This is a genomic window from Streptomyces longhuiensis (assembly GCF_020616555.1).
Taxonomy (GTDB): Bacteria; Actinomycetota; Actinomycetes; order Streptomycetales; family Streptomycetaceae; genus Streptomyces; species Streptomyces longhuiensis.
This window is the reverse complement of record NZ_CP085173.1, coordinates 3,350,294-3,370,908: the sequence shown is the minus strand read 5'-3', so window position 1 is coordinate 3,370,908 and position 20,615 is coordinate 3,350,294. Positions and strand designations below refer to the sequence as shown.

General features: G+C 72.1%; 19 protein-coding genes. 6 read left to right on the top strand and 13 right to left on the bottom strand.

The genetic code is table 11. The features are described 5' to 3' along the window. The first annotated feature begins 32 nt into the window (after positions 1-32). Positions 33-698, top strand: coding sequence for an HAD-IA family hydrolase (locus tag LGI35_RS15710; protein ID WP_227294462.1), 666 nt, complete (start codon positions 33-35; stop codon positions 696-698). A 325-nt stretch (positions 699-1,023) separates the two neighbouring features. Further along, positions 1,024-2,994, top strand: a complete 1,971-nt coding sequence (locus LGI35_RS15705) for an MFS transporter (protein WP_227300318.1) — start codon at positions 1,024-1,026, stop codon at positions 2,992-2,994. A gap of 6 nt (positions 2,995-3,000) precedes the next feature. On the opposite strand, the gene LGI35_RS15700 is transcribed toward LGI35_RS15705, so the two are convergent. Then, on the bottom strand, positions 3,001-3,507 hold the full coding sequence (locus LGI35_RS15700; protein WP_227294461.1) for a GNAT family N-acetyltransferase: 507 nt from the start codon (positions 3,505-3,507) through the stop codon (positions 3,001-3,003). An 86-nt stretch (positions 3,508-3,593) separates the two neighbouring features. Between LGI35_RS15700 and LGI35_RS15695 the strand changes: the two genes are divergently transcribed. After that, positions 3,594-4,184, top strand: coding sequence for a DinB family protein (locus LGI35_RS15695; RefSeq protein WP_376567035.1), 591 nt, complete (start codon positions 3,594-3,596; stop codon positions 4,182-4,184). Positions 4,185-4,204: 20 nt separating this feature from the next. Here LGI35_RS15695 and LGI35_RS15690 read toward each other — a convergent pair whose 3' ends face one another. Continuing rightward, positions 4,205-4,519, bottom strand: coding sequence for an antibiotic biosynthesis monooxygenase family protein (locus LGI35_RS15690; RefSeq protein ID WP_227294460.1), 315 nt, complete (start codon positions 4,517-4,519; stop codon positions 4,205-4,207). Positions 4,520-4,556: 37 nt separating this feature from the next. Continuing rightward, positions 4,557-4,970, bottom strand: coding sequence for a DnaJ family domain-containing protein (locus LGI35_RS15685; RefSeq protein ID WP_227294459.1), 414 nt, complete (start codon positions 4,968-4,970; stop codon positions 4,557-4,559). 107 nt (positions 4,971-5,077) lie between these two features. Here LGI35_RS15685 and LGI35_RS15680 point away from each other — a divergent pair, with 107 nt between their 5' ends. Continuing rightward, positions 5,078-5,473, top strand: coding sequence for a hypothetical protein (locus tag LGI35_RS15680; protein WP_227294458.1), 396 nt, complete (start codon positions 5,078-5,080; stop codon positions 5,471-5,473). 30 nt (positions 5,474-5,503) lie between these two features. Here the strand turns inward: LGI35_RS15680 and LGI35_RS15675 are convergent, their stop codons facing one another. The 3 genes from LGI35_RS15675 to proP all read right to left on the bottom strand — a co-directional run bounded on the left by LGI35_RS15675 (position 5,504) and on the right by proP (position 8,860). After that, positions 5,504-6,184, bottom strand: a complete 681-nt coding sequence (locus LGI35_RS15675) for an O-methyltransferase (RefSeq protein ID WP_227294457.1) — start codon at positions 6,182-6,184, stop codon at positions 5,504-5,506. 41 nt (positions 6,185-6,225) lie between these two features. Beyond that, positions 6,226-7,359 carry a DUF2330 domain-containing protein gene (locus tag LGI35_RS15670; RefSeq protein WP_227294456.1) on the bottom strand — a complete coding sequence of 378 codons (1,134 nt, stop codon included), beginning with the start codon at positions 7,357-7,359 and terminating at the stop codon, positions 6,226-6,228. Positions 7,360-7,444: 85 nt separating this feature from the next. Continuing rightward, on the bottom strand, positions 7,445-8,860 hold the full coding sequence (gene proP, locus LGI35_RS15665; RefSeq protein ID WP_227294455.1) for a glycine betaine/L-proline transporter ProP: 1,416 nt from the start codon (positions 8,858-8,860) through the stop codon (positions 7,445-7,447). Positions 8,861-9,229: 369 nt separating this feature from the next. Here proP and LGI35_RS15660 point away from each other — a divergent pair, with 369 nt between their 5' ends. Next, a complete protein-coding gene (locus LGI35_RS15660; RefSeq protein ID WP_423835707.1) occupies positions 9,230-11,278 on the top strand; it encodes a bifunctional glycosyltransferase 87/phosphatase PAP2 family protein in 2,049 nt (682 codons plus the stop codon). A 160-nt stretch (positions 11,279-11,438) separates the two neighbouring features. Here the strand turns inward: LGI35_RS15660 and LGI35_RS15655 are convergent, their stop codons facing one another. Then, on the bottom strand, positions 11,439-12,683 hold the full coding sequence (locus LGI35_RS15655; RefSeq protein WP_227294453.1) for a cytochrome P450: 1,245 nt from the start codon (positions 12,681-12,683) through the stop codon (positions 11,439-11,441). A gap of 222 nt (positions 12,684-12,905) precedes the next feature. Here LGI35_RS15655 and LGI35_RS15650 point away from each other — a divergent pair, with 222 nt between their 5' ends. After that, positions 12,906-14,075, top strand: coding sequence for a steroid 3-ketoacyl-CoA thiolase (locus tag LGI35_RS15650; RefSeq protein WP_227294452.1), 1,170 nt, complete (start codon positions 12,906-12,908; stop codon positions 14,073-14,075). A gap of 98 nt (positions 14,076-14,173) precedes the next feature. Here LGI35_RS15650 and LGI35_RS15645 read toward each other — a convergent pair whose 3' ends face one another. From LGI35_RS15645 to LGI35_RS15620, 6 genes are all read right to left on the bottom strand, one after another. Further along, positions 14,174-14,581 carry an aggregation-promoting factor C-terminal-like domain-containing protein gene (locus LGI35_RS15645; RefSeq protein ID WP_227294451.1) on the bottom strand — a complete coding sequence of 136 codons (408 nt, stop codon included), beginning with the start codon at positions 14,579-14,581 and terminating at the stop codon, positions 14,174-14,176. Between the two features lie 331 nt (positions 14,582-14,912). After that, complete coding sequence (locus LGI35_RS15640; RefSeq protein WP_227294450.1) at positions 14,913-15,758, bottom strand: ECF transporter S component; 846 nt, start codon at positions 15,756-15,758, stop codon at positions 14,913-14,915. Then, positions 15,755-17,461, bottom strand: coding sequence for an ABC transporter ATP-binding protein (locus LGI35_RS15635; RefSeq protein WP_227294449.1), 1,707 nt, complete (start codon positions 17,459-17,461; stop codon positions 15,755-15,757). Before LGI35_RS15635 ends, LGI35_RS15640 begins: the two co-directional genes overlap by 4 nt. Further along, positions 17,458-18,660 (bottom strand): energy-coupling factor transporter transmembrane component T, encoded by a 1,203-nt coding sequence (locus LGI35_RS15630; protein ID WP_227294448.1) that lies wholly within the window; start codon positions 18,658-18,660, stop codon positions 17,458-17,460. The genes LGI35_RS15635 and LGI35_RS15630 overlap by 4 nt, the downstream gene beginning before the upstream one ends. 22 nt (positions 18,661-18,682) lie before the next feature. Next, positions 18,683-19,369 carry an SCO2322 family protein gene (locus tag LGI35_RS15625; protein WP_376219523.1) on the bottom strand — a complete coding sequence of 229 codons (687 nt, stop codon included), beginning with the start codon at positions 19,367-19,369 and terminating at the stop codon, positions 18,683-18,685. Further along, positions 19,366-20,571 (bottom strand): SCO2321 family membrane protein, encoded by a 1,206-nt coding sequence (locus LGI35_RS15620; protein ID WP_227294447.1) that lies wholly within the window; start codon positions 20,569-20,571, stop codon positions 19,366-19,368. The genes LGI35_RS15625 and LGI35_RS15620 overlap by 4 nt, the downstream gene beginning before the upstream one ends. Positions 20,572-20,615 lie beyond the last annotated feature (44 nt).

Genomic DNA, 20,615 nt, shown 5'->3' with positions numbered 1-20,615 from the left:
CACCTTGTTCCTACGCCTGGAGGACCCCGCCGATGACGGCCACCACTGTTCTGTCCGCCCGCGCCCTTCTGCTCGACATGGACGGCACGCTGGTCAACTCCGACGCGGTGGTCGAACGCTGCTGGCAGCGCTGGGCGGCCCTCCACGGGCTCGACGCGGTCGAGGTCATGAAGGTCGTCCACGGCCGCCAGGGCTACGCGTCCATGGCGCTCCTCCTGCCCGACCGCCCCATGGCCGAGAACCACGCCGAGAACGCGCGCATGCTCGCCGAGGAGACCGCCGACATCGACGGCGTCGTCCCCGTGCCGGGCGCCGCCGCGTTCATGGCATCCCTGCGTGACGGCGGCCTCGCGCATGCCCTGGTGACCTCGGCCGACGTGGCCCTGTCCACCCGCCGCATGGCCGCCGCCGGCCTCACCCAGCCCGACCTGCGCATCACCGCCGAGAGCGTCGGTGCCAGCAAGCCCGACCCCGAGGGGTTCCTCAAGGGTGCCGCCGAGCTCGGCATCGACCCCGCGGACTGCATCGTCTTCGAGGACTCGGGGGCCGGGATCGCGGCCGGCCGCGCCGCCGGGATGCGCGTCGTCGGCGTCGGCCCCCGCGCGGGCGAGCACGGTCCCACGGTGGTCGTGGACGACCTGACGCAGGTACGGGTCGAGGCGGGCGCCGCCGGCGAGATCCTGCTGCGCATCGGCTGACCCGCACCCCTGTACAGACGAGTCCCGCGGCCCGGTGTCGGCGCGCTCGGCGCCGCGCCATCCGCCCGGTCCGCGCCGCGTCACCTGCCGGGCCCGGGCCGCCGTACCTCTCCTGAGCCCTCGGCCTCAACAGGCCAAACCGGGGCACACCGACCATTCTGGTAGATGGCAGAGCCCCCCGTCGGCCGTGTCCGGCGTGGTGTCTCAGGAGGTGTCCATGACCCAGGACGCTAGCGGGGGACTTCCCCGTACGGACCTGACGGCAGGCCCAGGCGTTGACCGCACCGGATCCACGATCGGCGGCGACCACGCGCCCCGCAGCGTGATGGTCTCGATCGGTGCGCTGCTGCTAGGCATGCTCCTCGCGGCGCTCGACCAGACGATCGTCTCGACGGCGCTGCCGACCATCGTGAGCGACCTCGGTGGCCTTGAACACCTGTCCTGGGTCGTGACCGCGTACCTGCTGGCGTCGACGGCCGCCACGCCCCTGTGGGGCAAGCTCGGCGACCAGTACGGCCGCAAGAAGCTCTTCCAGATCGCCATCGTGATCTTCCTGATCAGCTCGGCGCTGTGCGGTATGGCGCAGAACATGCCGCAGCTCATCGGCTTCCGCGCACTCCAAGGCGTGGGCGGCGGCGGCCTGATGGTCCTGTCCATGGCGATCGTCGGCGACATCGTGCCGCCGCGTGACCGGGGCAGGTACCAAGGTCTGTTCGGCGCGGTCTTCGGCGCGACGAGCGTGCTGGGCCCGCTGCTCGGCGGGCTGTTCACCGAACACCTCAGCTGGCGCTGGGTCTTCTACGTCAACCTGCCGATCGGCGTCGTCGCGCTCGCCGTCATCGCGACCACGCTCCACATCCCCGTACGCTCCGCCAAGCACACGATCGACTACCTCGGCACGTTCCTGATCGCCTGTGTGGCGACCTGCCTGGTCCTCGTCGCCTCGCTCGGCGGGACGACCTGGGACTGGGACTCGGCGCAGATCATCGGCCTCGCGGTACTCGGCGTCGTCCTCGCGGTCGTGTTCGTCCAGGTGGAGCGGCGGGCCGCCGAGCCGGTCCTGCCGCTGAAGCTCTTCCGTATCCGTACGTTCACGCTCTCCGCGGTGATCAGTTTCGTCGTCGGCTTCGCCATGTTCGGCGCGATGACGTATCTGCCGACGTTCCTCCAGGTCGTCCAGGGCATCTCGCCCACGATGTCCGGCGTGCACATGCTGCCGATGGTCATCGGACTGCTGCTCTCCTCGACGGCGTCCGGCCAGATCGTCAGCCGCACCGGCCGCTGGAAGGTCTTCCCCATCGTCGGCACCGGCGTCACCGCCATCGGCCTGCTCCTCCTGCACCAGATGGACGAGAACAGCTCGACCGGCGAGATGAGCGCCTACTTCTTCGTCTTCGGCCTGGGCCTCGGACTCGTCATGCAGGTCCTCGTCCTGATCGTGCAGAACGCCGTCTCGTACGAGGACCTGGGCGTCGCCACCTCCGGCGCGACGTTCTTCCGCTCCATCGGCGCCTCCTTCGGTGTCGCGATCTTCGGCACGATCTTCGCGAGCCGCCTCGGCGACAAGCTCACGCACGCCCTCGCCGGCCGCAGCCTGCCGCCAGGCGTCGACGTGAACGCGCTCCAGTCGGACCCGAGAGGCATCGGCGAGCTGCCGCCCGCCCTGCGCGGACCGGTCCTGCACGCCTTCGCGTCGTCCATCACGGACGTCTTCCTCTACGCCGCCCCGGTCGCCCTCGTCGCCTTCGCGCTGGCCTGGTTCCTGCGCGAGGACAAGCTGCGCGGCTCGGTCACCGCGCCGGACGCGACAGAGACCCTGGCCAGCAACCCCGTACAGCGCTCATCGCACGACGAGGTGGCGCGGGCCCTGTCGGTGCTCGGCACCCGGGAGGGGCGCCGCGAGATCTACGAGAAGATCACCGAACGGGCCGGCTACGACCTGCTGCCCGCCTCGAGCTGGCTCCTGCTGCGCATCAAGCGCTACGGGTGGGCGGAGCCGTCGGCGCTCGCCGAGCACAGCGCCGTACCGCTGCCCGTGATCATCGCGGCGACCCGGCAGGTGGAGGGGCGGCGCCTCGCCACGCGCGAGGGACTGGACCTCGTCCTCACCGACGAGGGCCGCGAGGTCGCCGCCCGGCTGTCCGCGTCCCGCGAGGAGTCACTCGCCGAACTGCTGGGCGACTGGTGGGGCCCGGACCGGCCGACGGACCTGTCGAAACTCGTGGAGGAGCTCAACGCGGAGCTGTGCGGGTCCGACGCGGAGCGCCCGCACGACGGGCTGGCGGCCGGCGCCTGACGCTGTCTACGCGTCCCGCACGAGCTTCTTGGTGAACCAGTGATCGGCGTACTCCTCGTCGTTGTGCGGGGCCGTCTCCTGGTAGCCGTGCCGCGCGTACATCATCCGGGCCTCCACCAGGTCGCCCCGCGTGTCGAGGACGACCCGCTCGGCGCCGAGATCCCGCGCGGCGCTCTCCACCTGCGCGAGCAGCACGGAGCCGCCGCCCTTCCCGCGCATTTCGGGCCGCACGAAGACGCGCTTCAGCTCGCCGGTCGAGGCGTCGATCATCCGCACGCCCGCGGTCCCGGCGGGCTCGCCCCGGTACCGCGCGACCAGCAACACTCCGCCCGGTGCCGCGAGATAGGCACCCGTGTCGGCGGCGACCTCGCGCTCCAGCTCGTCGGGGTCGGTGGTGCGCCCCTCGTGCAGCAGGTACCAGCGGTCGCTGACCTCCGTGTAGTACGCGCGCCACAGCTCCGCGGCGACGGCGGAGTCGAACGGCTCAGGGGTGACGGTCCACGGCGAAGTCATGGGGGCATTCTCGGCGAAGGGACGGCGCCTGGCGCAAGTGGTTTCGACCTGTACAGGCACCCGGGGTTCGGACATCCTCGGTACCTGTGACCGACGTATCCGTGACCGACGAGACCCCTGGTGAGACCGGTGCCGAGACCGGCGCCGGAACCAGCCCCGAGACCGGCGAGATCAAGGCGCTGCTCGACGCCCTGCGCGGGCAGCGCCGCCACATCCTGGGCATCATCGACGGGCTCGGCCCCGAGGCGTTGCGGAGGCCCGTGCTGCCGTCCGGCTGGACGTGTCTGGGGCTGGTCCAGCACCTGGCGCTGGACGTCGAACGCTTCTGGTTCCAGGCCGTCCTGACGGGTGATCAGGCAGTCATCGACAGCCTCGACGCCATTGAGGATGCCTGGCAGGTCGACCCGGAGCTGCCGGCGGCCGACGTCCTGGAGCGGTACCGCCGCGAGACGGACCGCGCGGACGGGATCATCGCCGACACGCCCGCGGACGCGCCCCTGGCCTGGTGGCCGCACCACCTCTTCGGGCCGCCGCACCTGCACAGCCACCGGGACGTCCTGCTGCACGTCGTCACGGAGACCGCCTGCCACGCCGGGCACCTGGACGCCGCCCGCGAACTCATCGACGGGCGGCGCTGGTTGGTGCTCACCGGGGACGGCGAGGCGGATCGCCCCTAGTCCACCACTCCACCACCGCGCTACGACTTGGGCGAAGCCTGCTGCACGACCTCGAACGACCATACCGATGACCCGCTGGCCGCAGGCTTCGGGCGGTCCGCGCCGCCCTGGTGGGCCTCCTTCATGGAGCCCTCCATCCACGCGGTGAACGACGCCTCGTCACGCCACCGCGTGTACACCAGGTAGTCGTCCGTGCCCTCGATCGGGCGCAGCAGCTCGAACCACTCGAAGCCGTCCGAGTTCTCCACCGCGCCCGCGCGCGAGGCGAAGCGCTTCTCCAGGATCTCGCGCTGTTCGGCCGGGACGGTCAGGACGTTGATCTTCACGATGCTCATGGCGCCCATCCTCGCTCACCACCGCGTGAGATCGGCGTCAGGTCCCCTGCGTCCCGCGTCGCTCGTGCCAGTCGCGGACGATCTCCTCGACGTCGTACGGCTTCAGGCCGAGGGGCGGGCCCGGCGGGGGCTTGAACATCATGTCGCGGATCTTGACGTTGATGTCGGTGACGATTTTGCGGACGATCCGTTCGGAAGGGGCCTGCGCCGCCTCGGCGAGCGCGTCCTCGGCCTCCTTGCGCAGGGCGAGCGACGGGGGCAGCACGGAGAAGCCCTCGCGGGCCATCTTCTGCTTGATCCACCAGTTCTCGTCGTACGTCGTGTCGGCCGTGCTCGGCAGCGGCTTGCCGGCACCGGCGAGATGGGAGAAGTCTCCGGCACGCTCCGCGTCGCGGATCTGCTTGTCGACCCATGACTCGAAGCTGACGTCGGGTGGCTTGCGTTCGGTCATGGGGCCATTGTCCCAGAGGGCATCCCGCACGGGCAGGGGACAACTTAGGATGCGGCGTCGGCGGACCCGGTACCGAGGGGCCGTCAAGGACCGAAGGAGCTGTGCGGGTGCTGGAGCTGACCATGGCCTCCGTCGCGGGGGCGGACGCGGGTGCGACGGCCGGGATGCTGATGGCCGACGCGCCGAGCGAGCCGGGAGCCGTGCTGCGCGTGGGGCGCGACCGGAACGTGTGCCGGCTGGCGACGCCCGACGACTGGCTGTTCGTCTCGCGCGTCCATCTCGAATTCCGGTGCGGACAGGACGGCGCCTGGTCCGTGTTCTGGCTGCGTGGCTCGCACGACGAGCCCTCGTCCGACGTGCGTCTCACGCTGACCGGCGGGCAGCCGCAGCCCCTCGTGTACGGAGGGGCCGCGGCTCTCGCGCCGGGCGCTTCCGGCGAGGTCGTGGTCCTCGACCGCAATGAGCCCCGCAGCGTGAACGTGGGTTTCTACCACGAGATATGACGGTCCATCAGGCCGTACGGGGGACGGGCGCTACGGGAGTACGCGGGCCAGTGCGAAGCCGTCGTAGCCCTTGACGCCCACCGTCTGGACCGCCGTCCCGTCCAGCTTCGGGTGGTCGGCGATCATCTGGAGCGCGGCGCGGGTGCCGCGGATGTCGGGGGCCGCGCCGGAGTCGTCCGTCACGCGGCCGCCGCGCACCACGTTGTCGACGATGATCACGCTGCCGGGGCGGGTCAGGCGCAGCGCCCACTCGACGTAGTGCGGGTTGTTCGCCTTGTCGGCGTCGATGAAGACGAGGTCGAAGGGGTCGGGGTGGTCGGCCGCGACGCCGGGCAGCGAGTCGAGGGCGGGGCCGACCCGCACCTCGGCGATCTTGTCGAGGCCGGCGCGGGCGAGGTTGCCGCGGGCCACCTCGGCGTGCCGGGGGTCGTACTCGAGAGTGACGAGAACGCCGTCGGCGGGGAGGGCACGGGCCAGCCAGATCGTGCTGTACCCGCCGAGCGTGCCGATCTCCAGGACGCGGCGGGCGCCCTGGATCTGTGCGATCAGGTGGAGGAACTTGCCCTGGTTCGGGGCGACGGCGATGTGCGGGAGGCCCGCCGCCTCGCTGTCCGCGAGGGCCGCCGTCAGGGCCTCGTCGCCGGGGGCGAGAAGGCCGGTCAGGTAGTCGTCGACGGCGGTCCACTGGTCTTCGGATGCGTGCTCAGCCATGAGCCCATCATGGGCTCACGCGGCGGCGGCGCGGGTGGGATTCAGCCCAACGGCGGCGGGGCGTGCACGGGCGGCGGGGGCGGCACGGGCCGACGGGAGCGCCGGCGGAACCACAGGGTGGCGGCCGCCGTCAGGAGCAGGGCCAGGGGCAGCGGGACGGTGAGCAGCCAGACCGGGACGCCCCCGGCGGTGAGGAGTTCGTCGTCCCACACGACGGTGCGGTGCGTGGCGTCGCTCGCGGTGCGCCGCAGCTCGTGGTCGTCGTAGATGCGCGACGGCTGAGGGAAATCCTGGGTGAGCGCGGTCAAGTACCGCTCGCCGCCCGCGAATTCGGGCAGCGGACCGCCGGACTTCGCCGGGATCCGGCCCGCGTACGTGACCTTCGGTGCGTCGCCGCCGATCGTGGAGCGCGGCTCCATGCGGTGGGCGGCGAGCACGTACAGGCGCAGATGCTGTTCGGTGCGGGCGAGCTTCGACAGCCGCATCGGGTAGACGAGGCGGTCGCCGGCGAAGGTGAGGTGGAGCGGGTCGAGGGCGCCGCCGAGCACGCTGTCGCCGTCGGCGGGCGCGAGGCGGATCGCCACGTACTCCCAGTCCTTGTCGACGTACGGGCGCAGCGCGGTGTCGAGGCGGTCGGGGAGCTGGAAGCCGTTCTCGTCGAGCCAGTCGGCGAGTGCGTCGGGGTCGGTCGCGGTGAGGCGGGCGACGTCGAACGGTCCGAGGTGCTCGCGGCCCACCACCCCGACCGGGCCGCCGGGTGCGGGGGCGCCGGCCGAGGCGCCGTCGCCGCTCCCGCCGTCGAAGGGCCAGTCGTCGGCGCCGGGCCAGAAGTGGTGCCGGGTCCGCTCGACGGGCGCCGTCACGTCGCTCAGCTGCGAGAAGAGGCCCGGATCGCCGAGTTCGACGGACGCGCGGTGCGGAACGGGCATGATCCAGGCGGCGTCGCGCACGTTGCCGCTCACCGACAGGCTCATCACGATCTGCTCGCTGCGCCCGTCCCAGCGCACGGCGGAGGTCTCGTCGTACACGGTGAGGTCCGTGCCCGCGGGCGGCACCATCGCCCCGCATCCGCACGCGTACGCCGGTGAGACGAGCGCGGCGATCTGGAACGCCATGAGGGCCAGGGCGGTCAGTAGCGCCCTGGCCCTCACGGTCAGTGGTTGTGCGGTTCTCATGCCGGCCCCCGAGGTCGCGCCCTGTGTGTCCGTGCCGTGTGCGGCGAAGGGGCAGACGAGGCGCGGGGGAGCGCGGTTCCTGGTGTTACGCGGCTGTTGCCGTCGCGGTCCGCGGCAGGTCGCCGGGCTCGACCGCGGGCAGCGAGCCCGGCAGCGGGCGGCGCGCCGACTCGGTCATGAACCACACGGCGATACCGCCGATGACGGCCGCGGCCATCATGTAGTAGGCGGGCATCATCATGTTCCCGGTCGCCCCGATGAGGGCGGTGACGACCAGCGGGGTCGTGCCGCCGAAGAGCGAGACGGAGATGTTGAAGCCGATCGACAAGGAGCCGTAGCGCACCCGGGTCGGGAAGAGCGCGGGCAGCGCGGACGGCATCGCCGAGGTGAAGCAGACCAGGAGCAGGCCGAGCGCGCCCATGCCGAGGGCGATCGCCCACAGGGAGCCGTCACGGATGAGGAGCAGGGCCGGGACGGACAGCGCGAGGAAGCCGACGCAGCCCGCGGCGATCACCGGGCGGCGGCCGACACGGTCGGAGAGCGCGCCCGCGAACGGCTGGACGATCATCATCAGCGCCATCACGCCGAGGACGACGACGAGGCCGTGCGTCTCGTCGTAGTGGAGCTCACTGGTGAGGTAGCTCGGCATGTACGACAGCAGCATGTAGTCGGTGACGTTGAAGACCAGGACCAGGCCGACGCACAGGAGCAGCGCCTTCCACTGGCCGGCGATCATGTCGCGCACCTTCACCTTGGCCCGGGCCTTCTCCGACGCGTGCGCGTTCTTCAGCTCGGCCGCGAACGCCGGGGTCTCTTCGAGCCGCATCCGCAGATAGAGGCCGATGATGCCCATCGGGCCCGCGATCAGGAACGGGATGCGCCAGCCCCAGGAGAGCAGGTCGTCCGAGGAGAGCAGCGCCGTCATCAGGGTGACGAGGCCCGCGCCGCCGATGTATCCGGCGAGGGTGCCGAATTCCAGCCAGCTGCCGAAGAAGCCGCGCTTCTTGTCGGGCGCGTACTCGGCGATGAAGGTGGACGCGCCGCCGTACTCACCGCCGGTCGAGAAGCCCTGCACGAGACGGGCCAGCAGCAGCAGGATCGGCGCCCAGACGCCGATCGTCGCGTACGACGGGATCAGGCCGATCGCGAACGTGCCCGCCGCCATCATGATCATGGTGACGGCGAGGACCTTCTGCCGGCCCACGCGGTCGCCGAGCGGTCCGAAGACCATGCCGCCGATCGGACGGACGAGGAACGCCGCGGCGAAGGCGCCGAACGTCGACAGGAGCTGGGCGGTGGGGTTGCCCGACGGGAAGAAGACCTTGCCGAGGGTGACGGCGATGTAGCTGTAGACACCGAAGTCGAACCACTCCATCGCATTGCCGAGCGCCGCCGCCTTGACCGCGCGCTTGACCAGCGCTGGATCGGTGACGGTGACGTCGGGGGAGGCGCCCTTCGCGGGGGCGTTGGTCCTGGGTGCGACGGTTAGAGCACTCGACAAGGGTCTGCTCGCCTGCTTTCGACGGGGACAAGGACATGTCCGCGTGGGGACGGACGAGGCCGCCCTCGGCGGGGCGGCCAGAAATCGACCATAGGGGCATTCGCGATCATTGCGGGTAGTGTGCACTTCGTTGCACAGCGTGAGAAAAGTGGGTCCGGCCAGGCACGACGCCCCGGCCCCGGCGCGACGCAAACGGACAAATCTGTGACCTATGTCGCGGCCCTCGACCGCAACCACGCAGACCCCGCATCATCGTCATCCGGTCAAATGCCGGTGGGCAGGCAGGTGAAGCAGGGGTTGCCTGCGTCTCACCCCGGGGGTAGTGCGAGCCTCTTGGGACAGTACGCATGGCGGGAGGGCCGACGGCGCGTGGCGAACGTGGAGCATGGACCGGGCAAAGCCTTGGTGGCGGGGGCCGCGACACCGCGGTTGGGCATGGTCCGGGCGGGCCTCTGGCTGATCGCCGCGGTTCTCGCGGTGCGGCAGGTCGTGGCCGTCCTGGGCACCCCCAGCGGTGAGCGGCTGACGGATCTGGAGACCTGGATCGGTCCCGCAGGTGTCCTCCACGTGAAGGGCTCCCTCTACGACGCCGGCCAGTTCACCGGTACCCCGTTCGGGGGACTCGTGCTGAAGCCTCTCGCCCGGGGCGCCGAACAGGCGCTCGGCTGGGCCTGGACCTTCGGCACGCTCGGTCTCGTCGTCGTCCTCGGTCTCGTCGCCGCCCGCGCCCTGCCCAAGCCCGTCACCCGGCGCACCTCGCTGCTCGCCGCCCCTGTCGCGATCAGCCTCCTGATGCTGTCCCTGCCGGTGCGCAACACCCTTCATCTCGGCCAGACCAGCATCATCCCGGTCCTTCTCGTCCTGCTCGGCTGCTTCGCCGCCCGCGGCGAGAAGAGCTCGGGTCTGCTCATCGGCGTCGGCGCCGCGCTCCAGCCGACCGTCCTCCTCTTCGCGCCGCTCCTGTGGTTCACCGGGCGCCGTCGCGCCGCCGTGTCCTCGGGCGTCACGTTCGCGGCGTGCACGCTCCTCGCGTGGGCCGCGATGCCGCACGACTCGTGGACGTACTGGGTGCACCACGTCGCGGGAGCGGGACTGGGTTCGAGCCCCGACGGGCTCGCCAACCAGTCGCTGCACGGCGCGCTCCTGCGCTTCGGCCTGGCGGGCCCCCTGGAGATCGGGCTCTTCCTGGTCCTGGGCTCCGCCGTCGCGGTGCTCGGACTGCGACGCGCGGTGCGCTACGCGCAGGACGGACAGCTCCTGCTCGCCGTCGCCCTCACCGGCTGCGTCGCCGTCGCCGTGTCGCCGACGACCTGGCAGCACCAGCTCCTGTGGGTGCTCCTCGCCGTGGTCGGCCGTGTCGGCAGGAAGGCGTCCGACCGGTACGTGTGGCCGGTCGCGGTCATCCTCGTGATGACGCTCCCCGCGAGGATGCTGCTGCCGGGCACGGCGCTCGCGGATCCGCTGCGCGACAACGTCGTGCTGATCGCCGCCGTCGCCGCGGCCACGCTCGTCCCGTTCCTGTCGCGCACCGCTCCCGAGTACCGGGCGCCCGTTCCCACCGAGTACGCGAAGCCCGTCCCGGCGCGCTGGTCGCGGGTCCCGCTCCTGCCGTTCTGGCGCCGGGTCCTGACCCGGCCGAACCTGCTGCTCGAAATGCTGCTGATCCGCGTCGGCTACTACGCGTACCAGCAGGTCAGGCTTGCCGCGACGGGCGGTACGAACTCCGGGGGCCGGGCCACCGCCGAGGCGCACGGCACGCAGGTCCACTCTCTGGAGAAGTTCCTCCACATCGACATCGAGCACTGGGTCAACCACGCGGTGGTGCAGGTCCCGTGGCTCAAGTCGTTCTTCAACTTCTACTACGAGTCGTTCCACTTCATCGTGCCGCTGACCGTCCTCGCCATCCTCTACGTCCGCAGGCCGGCCCAGTACCGCTGGGCCCGCTCGGCGCTCGGCTTCGCCACGGTCCTCGCCCTGATCGGCTTCTGGTTCTACCCGCTGGCGCCGCCGCGGCTGATGCCCGCGCTCGGCTTCATCGACACGCTGCACGGAGTCCAGGACTTCTCCAAGCCGGACTACGGCACACTGACCGCGCTCACCAACCAGTACGCGGCCATGCCCTCACTGCACTTCGGCTGGTCCCTGTGGTGCGGGCTCGTCATCGCGATCCTCGCCCCGAAGTGGTGGATGAAGGCGATCGCGCTGCTGCACCCCCTGTTCACCATCTCCGCGATCATCGCGACCGGTAACCACTGGGTGCTCGACGCCGTGGGCGGCGCGACGGTCGTCGGCGTGGGCTTCGGACTCACCTACCTGCTGAGCGGCCCGCGCGCCCACCTCGCCGGCGGGACCGTCCCCGAGCAGCCGAAGGCCGAGCCCGACCACGCGCGGCTGCCGGCGGAACACAACCGGTCCTGAGGCATGGGTCGTACGGGACGGAGTTCTTTCGCGAGGGCGGGCACACCGTGCCCGACGGCAAGGGTGTGATCCCGAAAGCGGTGCAGGTGTGCAGGGAGGCGGGGGCGTGGCGTAGGGGGATGGCCCCCGCCTCCCTGGGCCGGCGTGCGGCCGCCCGCGGTCAGCCGGTGCTGACCTGGAGTTCCTTGACGCCGTTGAGCCAGGCCGAGCGGAGCCTGCGCGGGTCGCCGGTCAGGCGGAGGTCGGGCATGGCGTCGGCCACGGCGTTGAAAATGAGGTTGATCTCGAGCGTGGCCAGCGACTTGCCGAGGCAGAAGTGCGGGCCTCCGCCGCCGAATCCGAGGTGCGGGTTCGGGTCGCGGGTGATGTCGAACTCGTCGGGGCGGTCGAAGACCTCGGGGTCGTGGTTGGCCGACGAGTAGAAGATGCCGACCCGGTCGCCCTTCTTGATCTGCGCGCCGCCGAGCTCGGTGTCCTGGGTCGCCGTGCGCTGGAAGGAGACCACGGGGGTCGCCCAGCGGACGATCTCCTCCGCCGTCGTCTCCGGGCGCTCCCGCTTGAACAGCTCCCACTGGTCGGGGTTGGTCAGGAAGGCGTGCATGCCGTGGGTGATCGCGTTGCGCGTCGTCTCGTTGCCGGCCACGGCGAGCAGGATCACGAAGAAGCCGAACTCGTCCGAGGAGAGGTTCCCCTCGTCCTCGGCCGCCACCAGTTGGCTCACGATGTCCTTGGCCGGGCACTCCTTGCGGGCGGCGGCCAGGTTCATCGCGTAGCTGACGATCTCCATGGCCGCCTCGGCGCCGACCTCCTCGGTGATCGCGTACTCCGGGTCGTCGTACGCGGCCATCTTGTTGGACCAGTCGAAGATCTTGGTGCGGTCGTCCTGGGGGACGCCGATCAGCTCGGCGATGGCCTGGAGCGGGAGTTCGACGGCGACGTTGGTGACGAAGTCGAAGGAGCCGTCGGGCGCGGCGTTCGCGAGCGCCGTCTCGACGATGGAGCGCGCACGGTTGCGCAGGGCGTCCTCGAGCGAGCGGATGGCGCGGGGCGTGAAGCCGCGCTGGACGATCTGCCGGACCCGGGTGTGCTCCGGCGGGTCCATGTTGAGCATGATCAGCTTCTGGACGTCGATCTGGTCGCGGCTGATCGACTCGTTGAAGCGGATGACGGCGGTGTTGAGGTTCGAGGAGAAGAGCTCCGGGCGCGTGGAGACGTACTTGACGTCCGCGTGCCGGGTCACGGCCCAGTAGCCCGAGTCTTCGAAGCCGGAGATGCCGGTCGGCTGGGCGATCCACCGGACCGGTTCCGTCTGCCGGAGCTGGGCGAACTCGGGGAAGGGGACGCGGTGCTGGAGAAGGTCGGGGTCGGTGAAGTCGAACCCTTCGGGCAGCGCTGGGCACGGCATGGGCAACTCCCGGTGACGGTCTGACGGGGCGTCAGCTTGTCGGCACCGTAGTAACGGGTTCTACAACTGGCAAGACCCGTGGTGCGCCCGATTGCGCGCGTGGTACGTGCACGACCCTTGCGTACCGGGAGTAGCACCGTCGAGACTGCACGGAGAACTGGTACGCGTTCTAGTTCTTACGTCTTCTGGTTCGGTCCGGGAATGTGTGGAGAGGACGAGCTCATGGCCGCGGAACCCGTCATCGTCGAAGCCGTACGTACGCCCATCGGCAAGCGCGGAGGCGCGCTCGCCAATCTTCATCCCGCGTATCTCCTCGGCGAGACGTACCGGGAACTGCTCGGCAGGACCGGCATCCACGCCGACTGCGTCGAGCAGATCGTGGGCGGCACGGTGACCCACGCGGGCGAACAGTCCATGAATCCGGCGCGCACGGCCTGGCTGACCATGGGCCTGCCCTACGAGACGGCGGCGACGACCGTCGACTGTCAGTGCGGCTCCTCGCAGCAGGCCGCGCACATGACCGCCAACATGATCGCCGCCGGTGTCATCGACATCGGCATCAGCTGCGGGGTCGAGGCGATGTCGCGGGTGCCGCTCGGCTCCGGCTCCAAGCACGGGCCCGGCAAGCCGTTCCCCGAGGAGTGGAACGTCGACCTGCCCAACCAGTTCGAGGCCGCCGAGCGCATCGCGCGCCACCGCGGACTGACCCGCGAGAACGTCGACTCGCTCGGCCTCATCTCGCAGGAGCGTGCCGCGACCGCCTGGGCCGAGGAGCGCTTCAAGCGCGAGACGTTCGCCGTGCAGGTGCCCACGAACGAGGACGAGCAGGCCGCCGGGCAGGGCATGTGGCGGCTCGTGGACCGGGACGAGGGCCTGCGCGACACGACCATGGAGGGGCTCGGCGGGCTCAAGCCGGTCATGCCGACCGCCGTGCACACCGCGGGGAACTCCTCGCAGATATCCGACGGCGCCTCGGCGATCATGTGGGCGTCCAAGCGGATGGCGCGCGCCCTGAAGCTCAAGCCGCGCGCCCGGATCGTCGCCCAGGCACTCGTCGGCGCCGACCCGCACTTCCATCTGGACGGGCCGATCGACGCCACGCGCGCCGTGCTCGGCAAGGCGGGCATGTCGCTCAAGGACATCGACCTCGTCGAGATCAACGAGGCCTTCGCGTCCGTCGTGCTCAGCTGGGCGCAGGTCTTCGAGCAGGACCTCGCGAAGGTCAACGTGAACGGCGGGGCCATCGCCCTCGGCCACCCCGTCGGCGCCACCGGCGCCCGGCTCATCACCACCGCCCTGCACGAACTGGAGCGTCAGGACAAGGAGTTCGCGCTCGTCACGATGTGCGCGGGCGGCGCGGTGGCGACGGGCACGATCATCCAGCGGCTGTAACGGGGCCCGCGCCGGGCGGGCCGGAACGCACGACGAAGGCGGCACCCTCCCACGGGGGGAGGATGCCGCCTTCTCAGGTCGCTGCGGGCCGCCCGGGCTCAGTACGAGCCGGCGGACTGCCAGTGGGTCCAGGCGGCGCAGGGGCTGCCGTAGCGCTCGTTCATGTAGTTGAGGCCCCACTTGATCTGGGTCTCGGGGTTCGACTTCCAGTCGCCGCCGGCCGAGGCCATCTTGTTGGCGGGCAGAGCCTGGACCAGGCCGTAGGCACCCGACGACGCGTTCGTCGCGTGGGGGTTCCAGCCGCTCTCGTGGGACACGATCTTGTCGAAGCACGCGAACTGTGCGGCGCTCATCTTCTGCTGGGCGATCGACTTCGGCGAAGAGGTGGCGGCGGCGTTCGACGCCGGGGCGGCGGCCATGACCATGCCGGCGGTGGCGGCAGCCAGGGCGACACCGGCGAGGGCCTTCTTCGGAGCGGCGATGCGGCGGAGGATGGTGGCGGACAAAGCGTGAACCTTCCGTGGGGGACACAGGGGCCGCTTCGCACGCCCTGCGGCGTACAGAAGCGCCGGGGCCCTGGCGGGGGCCGTCGGCGCCTTGCGACTCCTCCAGAGAAACAGCCCCGGACCCTCGTGGCAATCGCCCCTTTTACTAGTTGGGGTCGCATGTGGTCGAAATGTCCCCTACGTGACCTGGCTCTCATTGCCCAGGTCAGGGGGTGTTTTGTTGGGGACGCGTCAAGTGGTCGCGTCTACGACCGCGCCTCGTAGGTGACCTGGGTCATGTGGGGTGCTTCACCGCGTGGGCGTGTTTCGGTGACGCAGCGCGCGTGAAGCCCTACGGCTCGGTGCCCTCGAATGTGACGGGGGCCTCGAACGCCGCCCGGCGTGTGGCCCGCCGCAGCGCCCTCAGGAGCGCCGGGCCGACGGTGACGGTGAGGACGACGGTCAGGGCCGCCCGGCCCAGGTCCCAGCCCAGTGACGTGGCCAGACAGTAGGCGAGGAAGCGGACCAGGTTCTCGTGCAGCGGGGCGCCCGCCTGGAAGGCGACGCTCGACGACAGCGAGTCCAGGAACGGCCAGCCGGCCAGGTTCATGACGGTGCCGTACGCGAACGCGGCCAGGAACCCGTACGCCGCCAGCATCAGCACCTCGGCGCGGCCGCGCAGCCTGTCCGGGCCGGGGAGCAGGCCCGCGCCCATCGTGAACCAGCCCATCGACAGCATCTGGAAGGGCATCCACGGGCCGACCCCGCCGGTGAGCAGCGCGGACGCGAACATGGTCACGGACCCCAGCACGAACCCGAAGCCGGGCCCGAGGACGCGCCCGCTCAGCACCATCAGGAAGAACATCGGCTCGATCCCGGCGGTCCCCGCCCCGATCGGCCGCAGCGCCGCGCCCGTCGCGGCAAGGACCCCGAGCATCGCCACCGCCTTGGGACCGACGCCGCCGTCGGACACGGCGGCCGCCACCACGCCCACCAGCAGGACGAGCAGCCCCGCGAACAGCCAGGGAGCGTCCTGCGCATGCGCGCTGACCTGCGACGACGGGCCCGCGAGCAGCGGCCACCCGAAGGCGGCCACCCCTACGGCGCTGACGAGGAGCAGGGCCACCACGGAGCGGGGGCCGAGGCGCACGGCGCGGGCCTGGCGGTCGGGGCGCCCGGTCTCGGGTGCGGTCCTCATGCCCCGTCCTCCGTCGGGTCCGCGGACTCCATGGCCTCGACGCTCTCAAGGGCCTCGCGGACCTGCGCCACCGTGAGCCACCTGCCCGGGGCCAGCACCTTGGCGACCTGGGGGGAGAAGGCGGGGGAGGCCACGACCACCTCGGGGGTGGGGCCGTTCGCCACGATCTCGCCGTCGGCGAGGACGGCGACGCGGTGGGACAGCTCGGCGGCCAGTTCGACGTCGTGCGTGGCCAGGACGACGGCGTGCCCGTCGGCCGCGAGGCCGCGCAGGATCGTGACCAGGCGGGCCTTCGCCGCGTAGTCGAGGCCGCGCGTCGGCTCGTCGAGCAGGAGCAGCGGAGGGCGGGCCGTCAGCACGATCGCCAGGGCGAGGGTGAGGCGCTGGCCCTCCGAGAGGTCACGGGGGTGGGTGTCGTCCGCGATGCCGGGCAGGAGCCGCGAGACCAGATCACGGCAGGTGCCCGGATCCGCGCCCGCGTCGTGGTCGGCGGCCGCGCACTCGGCGGCCACCGTGTCCGCGTACAGGAGGTCCCGCGGTTCCTGCGGGACCAGGCCGACGCGGCGGATCAGCTCGCGCGGGCCCGTGCGGTGCGGGACCGCGCCGCCCACCAGGGCCGTGCCGGACGACGGGCGGACCAGGCCGACCAGGGTGGACAGGAGGGTGGACTTCCCGGCGCCGTTGCGGCCCATCAGGGCGACGATCTCACCGGGCCCGACCGAGAGGTCGACGTGACGCAACGCCTCGACACGCCCCCGCCGCACCGCGAGCCCCGCGACCCCGGCGACGGCGGGCACCTCGGGCCGCCTGCCGGAACGCAGCAGCGACCGGCGGGAGGCGGGGGAGGCGGCGGCCCTCGGTTGCTCATGAGCCTCGCGTGGCTCGTGCCCGGCCAGACGCTCCCGCAACTCCCCGGACCCGCGTCGCGCGTCCCGCACCGTCAGCGGCAGCGGTGACCAGCCCGCCAGGCGGCCCAGGTCCACGACCGGCGGGAACACCGGCGACACGGCCATGATCTCGGCGGGGGCGCCGAGCAGCAGGGGTTCGCCGGGCCCCGCGAGGAGCGCGACCTGGTCCGCGTACTGCACGACCCGCTCGAGCCGGTGCTCGGCCATCAGGACCGTCGTGCCGAGGTCGTGCACGAGGCGCTGCAGCACCGCGAGGACCTCCTCCGCGGCGGCCGGGTCGAGCGCGGACGTCGGCTCGTCGAGGACCAGGACCCGCGGGTGCGGGGTGAGGACGGAGCCGATGGCGACGCGCTGCTGCTGCCCGCCGGACAGCGTCGCGATGGGACGGTCGCGCAGGTCGGCGAGGCCCAGCAGGTCGAGGGTCTCCTCGACGCGGCGCCGCATCACGTCGGGCGCGAGTCCGAGCGACTCCATGCCGTACGCGAGCTCGTCCTCGACGGTGTCGGTGACGAAGTGGGAGAGCGGGTCCTGCCCCACCGTGCCCACCACGTCGGCGAGTTCGCGCGGCTTGTGCGTACGGGTGTCGCGCCCCGCGACCGTGACGCGCCCGCTCAGCGTGCCCCCGGTGAAGTGCGGCACGAGCCCGCTCACCGCGCCGAGCAGCGTCGACTTGCCGACGCCGGACGGCCCCACGAGCAGTACCAACTCGCCCTCGGGTACATCGAGTTCGATGTTGCGCACCGTGGGTGTCGCGGCCCCGTCGTACGTCACCGAGACGTCCTCGAACCGGATCATGAAGCCTCCTTCGAGGGTGTTTCGGCGAGCGGCGGCGCGGGCGCCACGCACGCGGGGAGCAGTCCGAGCAGCACCCCGGCCGCGGGCCACAGCGGCAGCGTCGGCGCGGCCAGCGGCACGACGCCGGGCGCCAGGGCCGAGGGATCGTAGGAACCGGCCCGGATCATCACGGCGGCGACGGCCACCCCCGACGCGGCGACGAGCCACGCCCGCACGCCCCACACGTCGGGCCGGTACCGGGTGCGGACCGAGCGGCGCCCGCCGAGCCAGAGCCCGCCGAGCGCGGCCGCCACCCCGGCGAGCAGCACGGGCAGCCCGTACCGCGCGCCGTCCGCGGTCAGCAGGCCGTACGTTCCCGCGCACACCCCCACCAGACCGCCCAGCGTCAGCACCGCGGTGACCCGGCGCACAGCGGCCGGGACCTCGGCCGTACGCCCGTACCCGCGCGCGTCCATCGCGGCGGCCAGCGCCACCGACCGCTCAAGGGCGCCCTCAAGGACAGGAAGGCCGACCTGCGCCAGGCCCCGCAGCCCCTTGTCGGGCCGGCCGCGCAGCCGGCGCGCGGCCCGCAGCCGCCGTACGTCGGCGATCAGGTGCGGCGCGAACGTCATCGCGACGACGACGGCGACCCCGGCCTCGTACAGCGCCCCCGGCAAGGACTTGAGGAGGCGGGCCGGACTCGCGAGGGCGTTCGCCGCGCCCACACAGATCAGGAGCGCGGCCAGCTTCAGGCCGTCGTACAGCGCGAACACCAGGCCCTCGACCGTGACCCGGCCCCCGATCCGCACCCCCTGCGCCCATTCGGGCAGCGGCACCTCGGGCAGTGTGACGAGCAGGTGCGTGCCCGGGATCGGTGACCCCAGGAACACCGCGAACAGCAGCCGGATCCCGATCACCGCGAGCCCCAGCTTCACGAACGCCCCGTACGAGCGTGCCCACGGCGCCGACGTGCGCCGCGCGGCCACCACATACCCGGCCACCCCGATGAGCAGCGCGAGCAGCAGCGGATTCGTCGTCCGCGACGCCGCCGTGCCGAGCCCGAGCGCCCAGAGCCACCAGGCGCCGGGATGCAGCGCGTTCGAGCGGTGGGCCCGGGGCGCGGCGAGGGGACGACGGCGCGCGGACGGCCCCGTCCCCGGGTCGCGCGCGAGGCGCGGACGCGGGGCGGGGTGCGGTGAACCTGCGCCGGTGCTGCTCATCGTGTCGTCGTGTCCGCGTCCGTCAGCCGCGCCGGCGGCGGGCCTGCCGGACCGCGGCCGCGCCGAGCACGACGACGACGGCGCCGCCCGCGATCAGGCCGACGGAGGGGCCACCGCCGTCGGACGCCGCCGCGCTGTCCTTCGCGGTGCCCTTGGACCCGGCGCCCTTGGACCCGGTGTCCTTCGAAGAGGACACCTGCTCGCCGCACCCCGTCTTCGGGTAGCCGGCGATGGAGCACAGCAGTGCCTGGTTGTTGTAGCGCAGCGGCTTGGCGACGGCGGCGAGCGCCTCCGCGCTGGTCGCGTCGTCCGCGACGCGCGCACACGCCGTACGCGGCTTCGGCGGCGTCTCTCCGGACGGCGCGTCCTGCGCCGTGCCGAAGTCGATGACGAGCGCGACCCGCTTCTCGCCGCCCCGCGCGGGAGTGGCCGCGCAGATGGAGTCGAAGGACGCGGCCCCGCGCGGCTTCGCCGAGTCCTGCGAGTCCTCGCTCACGGAGAACCGGAACCCCTGGACGTCGCCGTCCGACGGGCGGGCCGTCGACGGGCCCTGCGAGGCGTACACCCACGCGGAGCCGTCACGGTCCCAGAACGACCAGTAGCGATAGCCGGTGGCCTGCGCCTGGCCCGCCCCCGCGAGGAGCGCGCACAGCACGCCGAGCAGTCCGAGGACGGTGACGGCAGGACCGCGGCGGCGGTACGTGGTCACAGCTGCTGCTTCTTGCGGCCGCTGAACAGGAAGCCGATGCCGATGCCGGCGACGGCCGCGACGGCGACGACGTACCAGACGCTGATGCCGCCGTCGTCCTTCTTCTCTTCCTTCTTCTCGTCGCCCGCGGCCTTCGTGGAGGAGGGCGCGGGACCGGTCGCGTTCAGGGCCTTCACGAGGTCGGTGCCGCCGAAGTCACGGGGGTCGGCGCCGGCCGCGTGCGAGGCGAGGACGAGCTGCGCGTAGGCGGCGGGACCGCTCTGCGCGGCCCACTGCGTGGCGTTCTTCTCCAGCCAGCTCAGCGCGGGGGCGGCCTGGTCGCCGTGGCCCGCGGCCGAGAGAGCGGTGACCGCGTCGGCCGTGTTGCCGTAGTCCGGCTGGTCCTTGGCGCCCGGCATCGACGACATGAGGTGGTGGTCCTTGGCCAGCGCCTCGGTCAGGTAGGCGGAGCCGTTCTGTGCGGCCTGCGCGGCGTCGGGGGTTCCCGAGCCCTCGCAGGACGGGGCCCCGGCCTGCTTCGCGCCGTCCGCGGCGAGGCCCTTGCCGAGCCCGCCGAGCACACCGGCCGCCGTCGCGTCCGCGTTGGCCGCGAGCTTGCCCTTCTTGTCCGGCTGGTACGCGAACGCGCCCCCGCCGTCCTTGCCGCACGGGATGGACAGCTTGACGAGCGCGTCCTGCGCCGACGTGACCTTCTCGCCCGCCGCGGCGAGCGCGCCGATCACCACGGACGTGGAGTTCGCGTCGCTCGCGCCGCCCGGGTTGTAGCCCCAGCCGCCGTCGTCGCCCCGCACGGACTCCAGCCACTTCACGGCCTTGCCGACCTCGGCGTCGTGCCCGCCGAGCGCGGCGAGCGCCTGCACCGCGGCGCCCGTGCTGTTGGAGTCGAGAGGCGTCTTGGCGTCGCACGCCTTGCCCGGGTCGGCGCGGAACGCGGCGAACCCGCCGTTCGCGCACTGCTGCCCGGTCAGCCAGGCCACGGCCTTCGCCGCGGGCTTCACACCGGTCGTGTGCTGGGCGAGCAGCGAGAGGGACTGCCGCCAGACACCGTCGTACGTCGGGTCGGCCTTCCCGTAGAGCCCGGAGGGGATCGCCACCGAAGGGGACGCGGAGGGCGCGGAGTCATCCGCGAGGGCGGCCGGGGCGGTGGCCATGCCGATGACGGCGGTGGCCGCCACGAGCGCGGCGCTGCGGCGAATGTTCATGGTGGGGCGGGTGCCTCTCCCTGCGGGGAGCCGGGCGGCACGGC

Bases quoted from the DNA above. Each gene is read 5' to 3' on its own strand.
- LGI35_RS15685 (WP_227294459.1), bottom strand. From the start codon at position 4,970: ATGACCGAACGCAAGCCACCCGACGTCAGCTTCGAGTCATGGGTCGAC.
- LGI35_RS15675 (WP_227294457.1), bottom strand. From the start codon at position 6,184: ATGGCTGAGCACGCATCCGAAGACCAGTGGACCGCCGTCGACGACTAC.
- LGI35_RS15690 (WP_227294460.1), bottom strand. From the start codon at position 4,519: ATGAGCATCGTGAAGATCAACGTCCTGACCGTCCCGGCCGAACAGCGC.
- LGI35_RS15670 (WP_227294456.1), bottom strand. From the start codon at position 7,359: ATGAGAACCGCACAACCACTGACCGTGAGGGCCAGGGCGCTACTGACC.
- LGI35_RS15655 (WP_227294453.1), bottom strand. From the start codon at position 12,683: ATGCCGTGCCCAGCGCTGCCCGAAGGGTTCGACTTCACCGACCCCGAC.
- LGI35_RS15630 (WP_227294448.1), bottom strand. From the start codon at position 18,660: ATGAGCAGCACCGGCGCAGGTTCACCGCACCCCGCCCCGCGTCCGCGC.
- LGI35_RS15635 (WP_227294449.1), bottom strand. From the start codon at position 17,461: ATGATCCGGTTCGAGGACGTCTCGGTGACGTACGACGGGGCCGCGACA.
- LGI35_RS15710 (WP_227294462.1), top strand. From the start codon at position 33: ATGACGGCCACCACTGTTCTGTCCGCCCGCGCCCTTCTGCTCGACATG.
- LGI35_RS15620 (WP_227294447.1), bottom strand. From the start codon at position 20,571: ATGAACATTCGCCGCAGCGCCGCGCTCGTGGCGGCCACCGCCGTCATC.
- LGI35_RS15650 (WP_227294452.1), top strand. From the start codon at position 12,906: ATGGCCGCGGAACCCGTCATCGTCGAAGCCGTACGTACGCCCATCGGC.
- LGI35_RS15705 (WP_227300318.1), top strand. From the start codon at position 1,024: ATGGTCTCGATCGGTGCGCTGCTGCTAGGCATGCTCCTCGCGGCGCTC.
- LGI35_RS15640 (WP_227294450.1), bottom strand. From the start codon at position 15,758: ATGAGGACCGCACCCGAGACCGGGCGCCCCGACCGCCAGGCCCGCGCC.
- LGI35_RS15700 (WP_227294461.1), bottom strand. From the start codon at position 3,507: ATGACTTCGCCGTGGACCGTCACCCCTGAGCCGTTCGACTCCGCCGTC.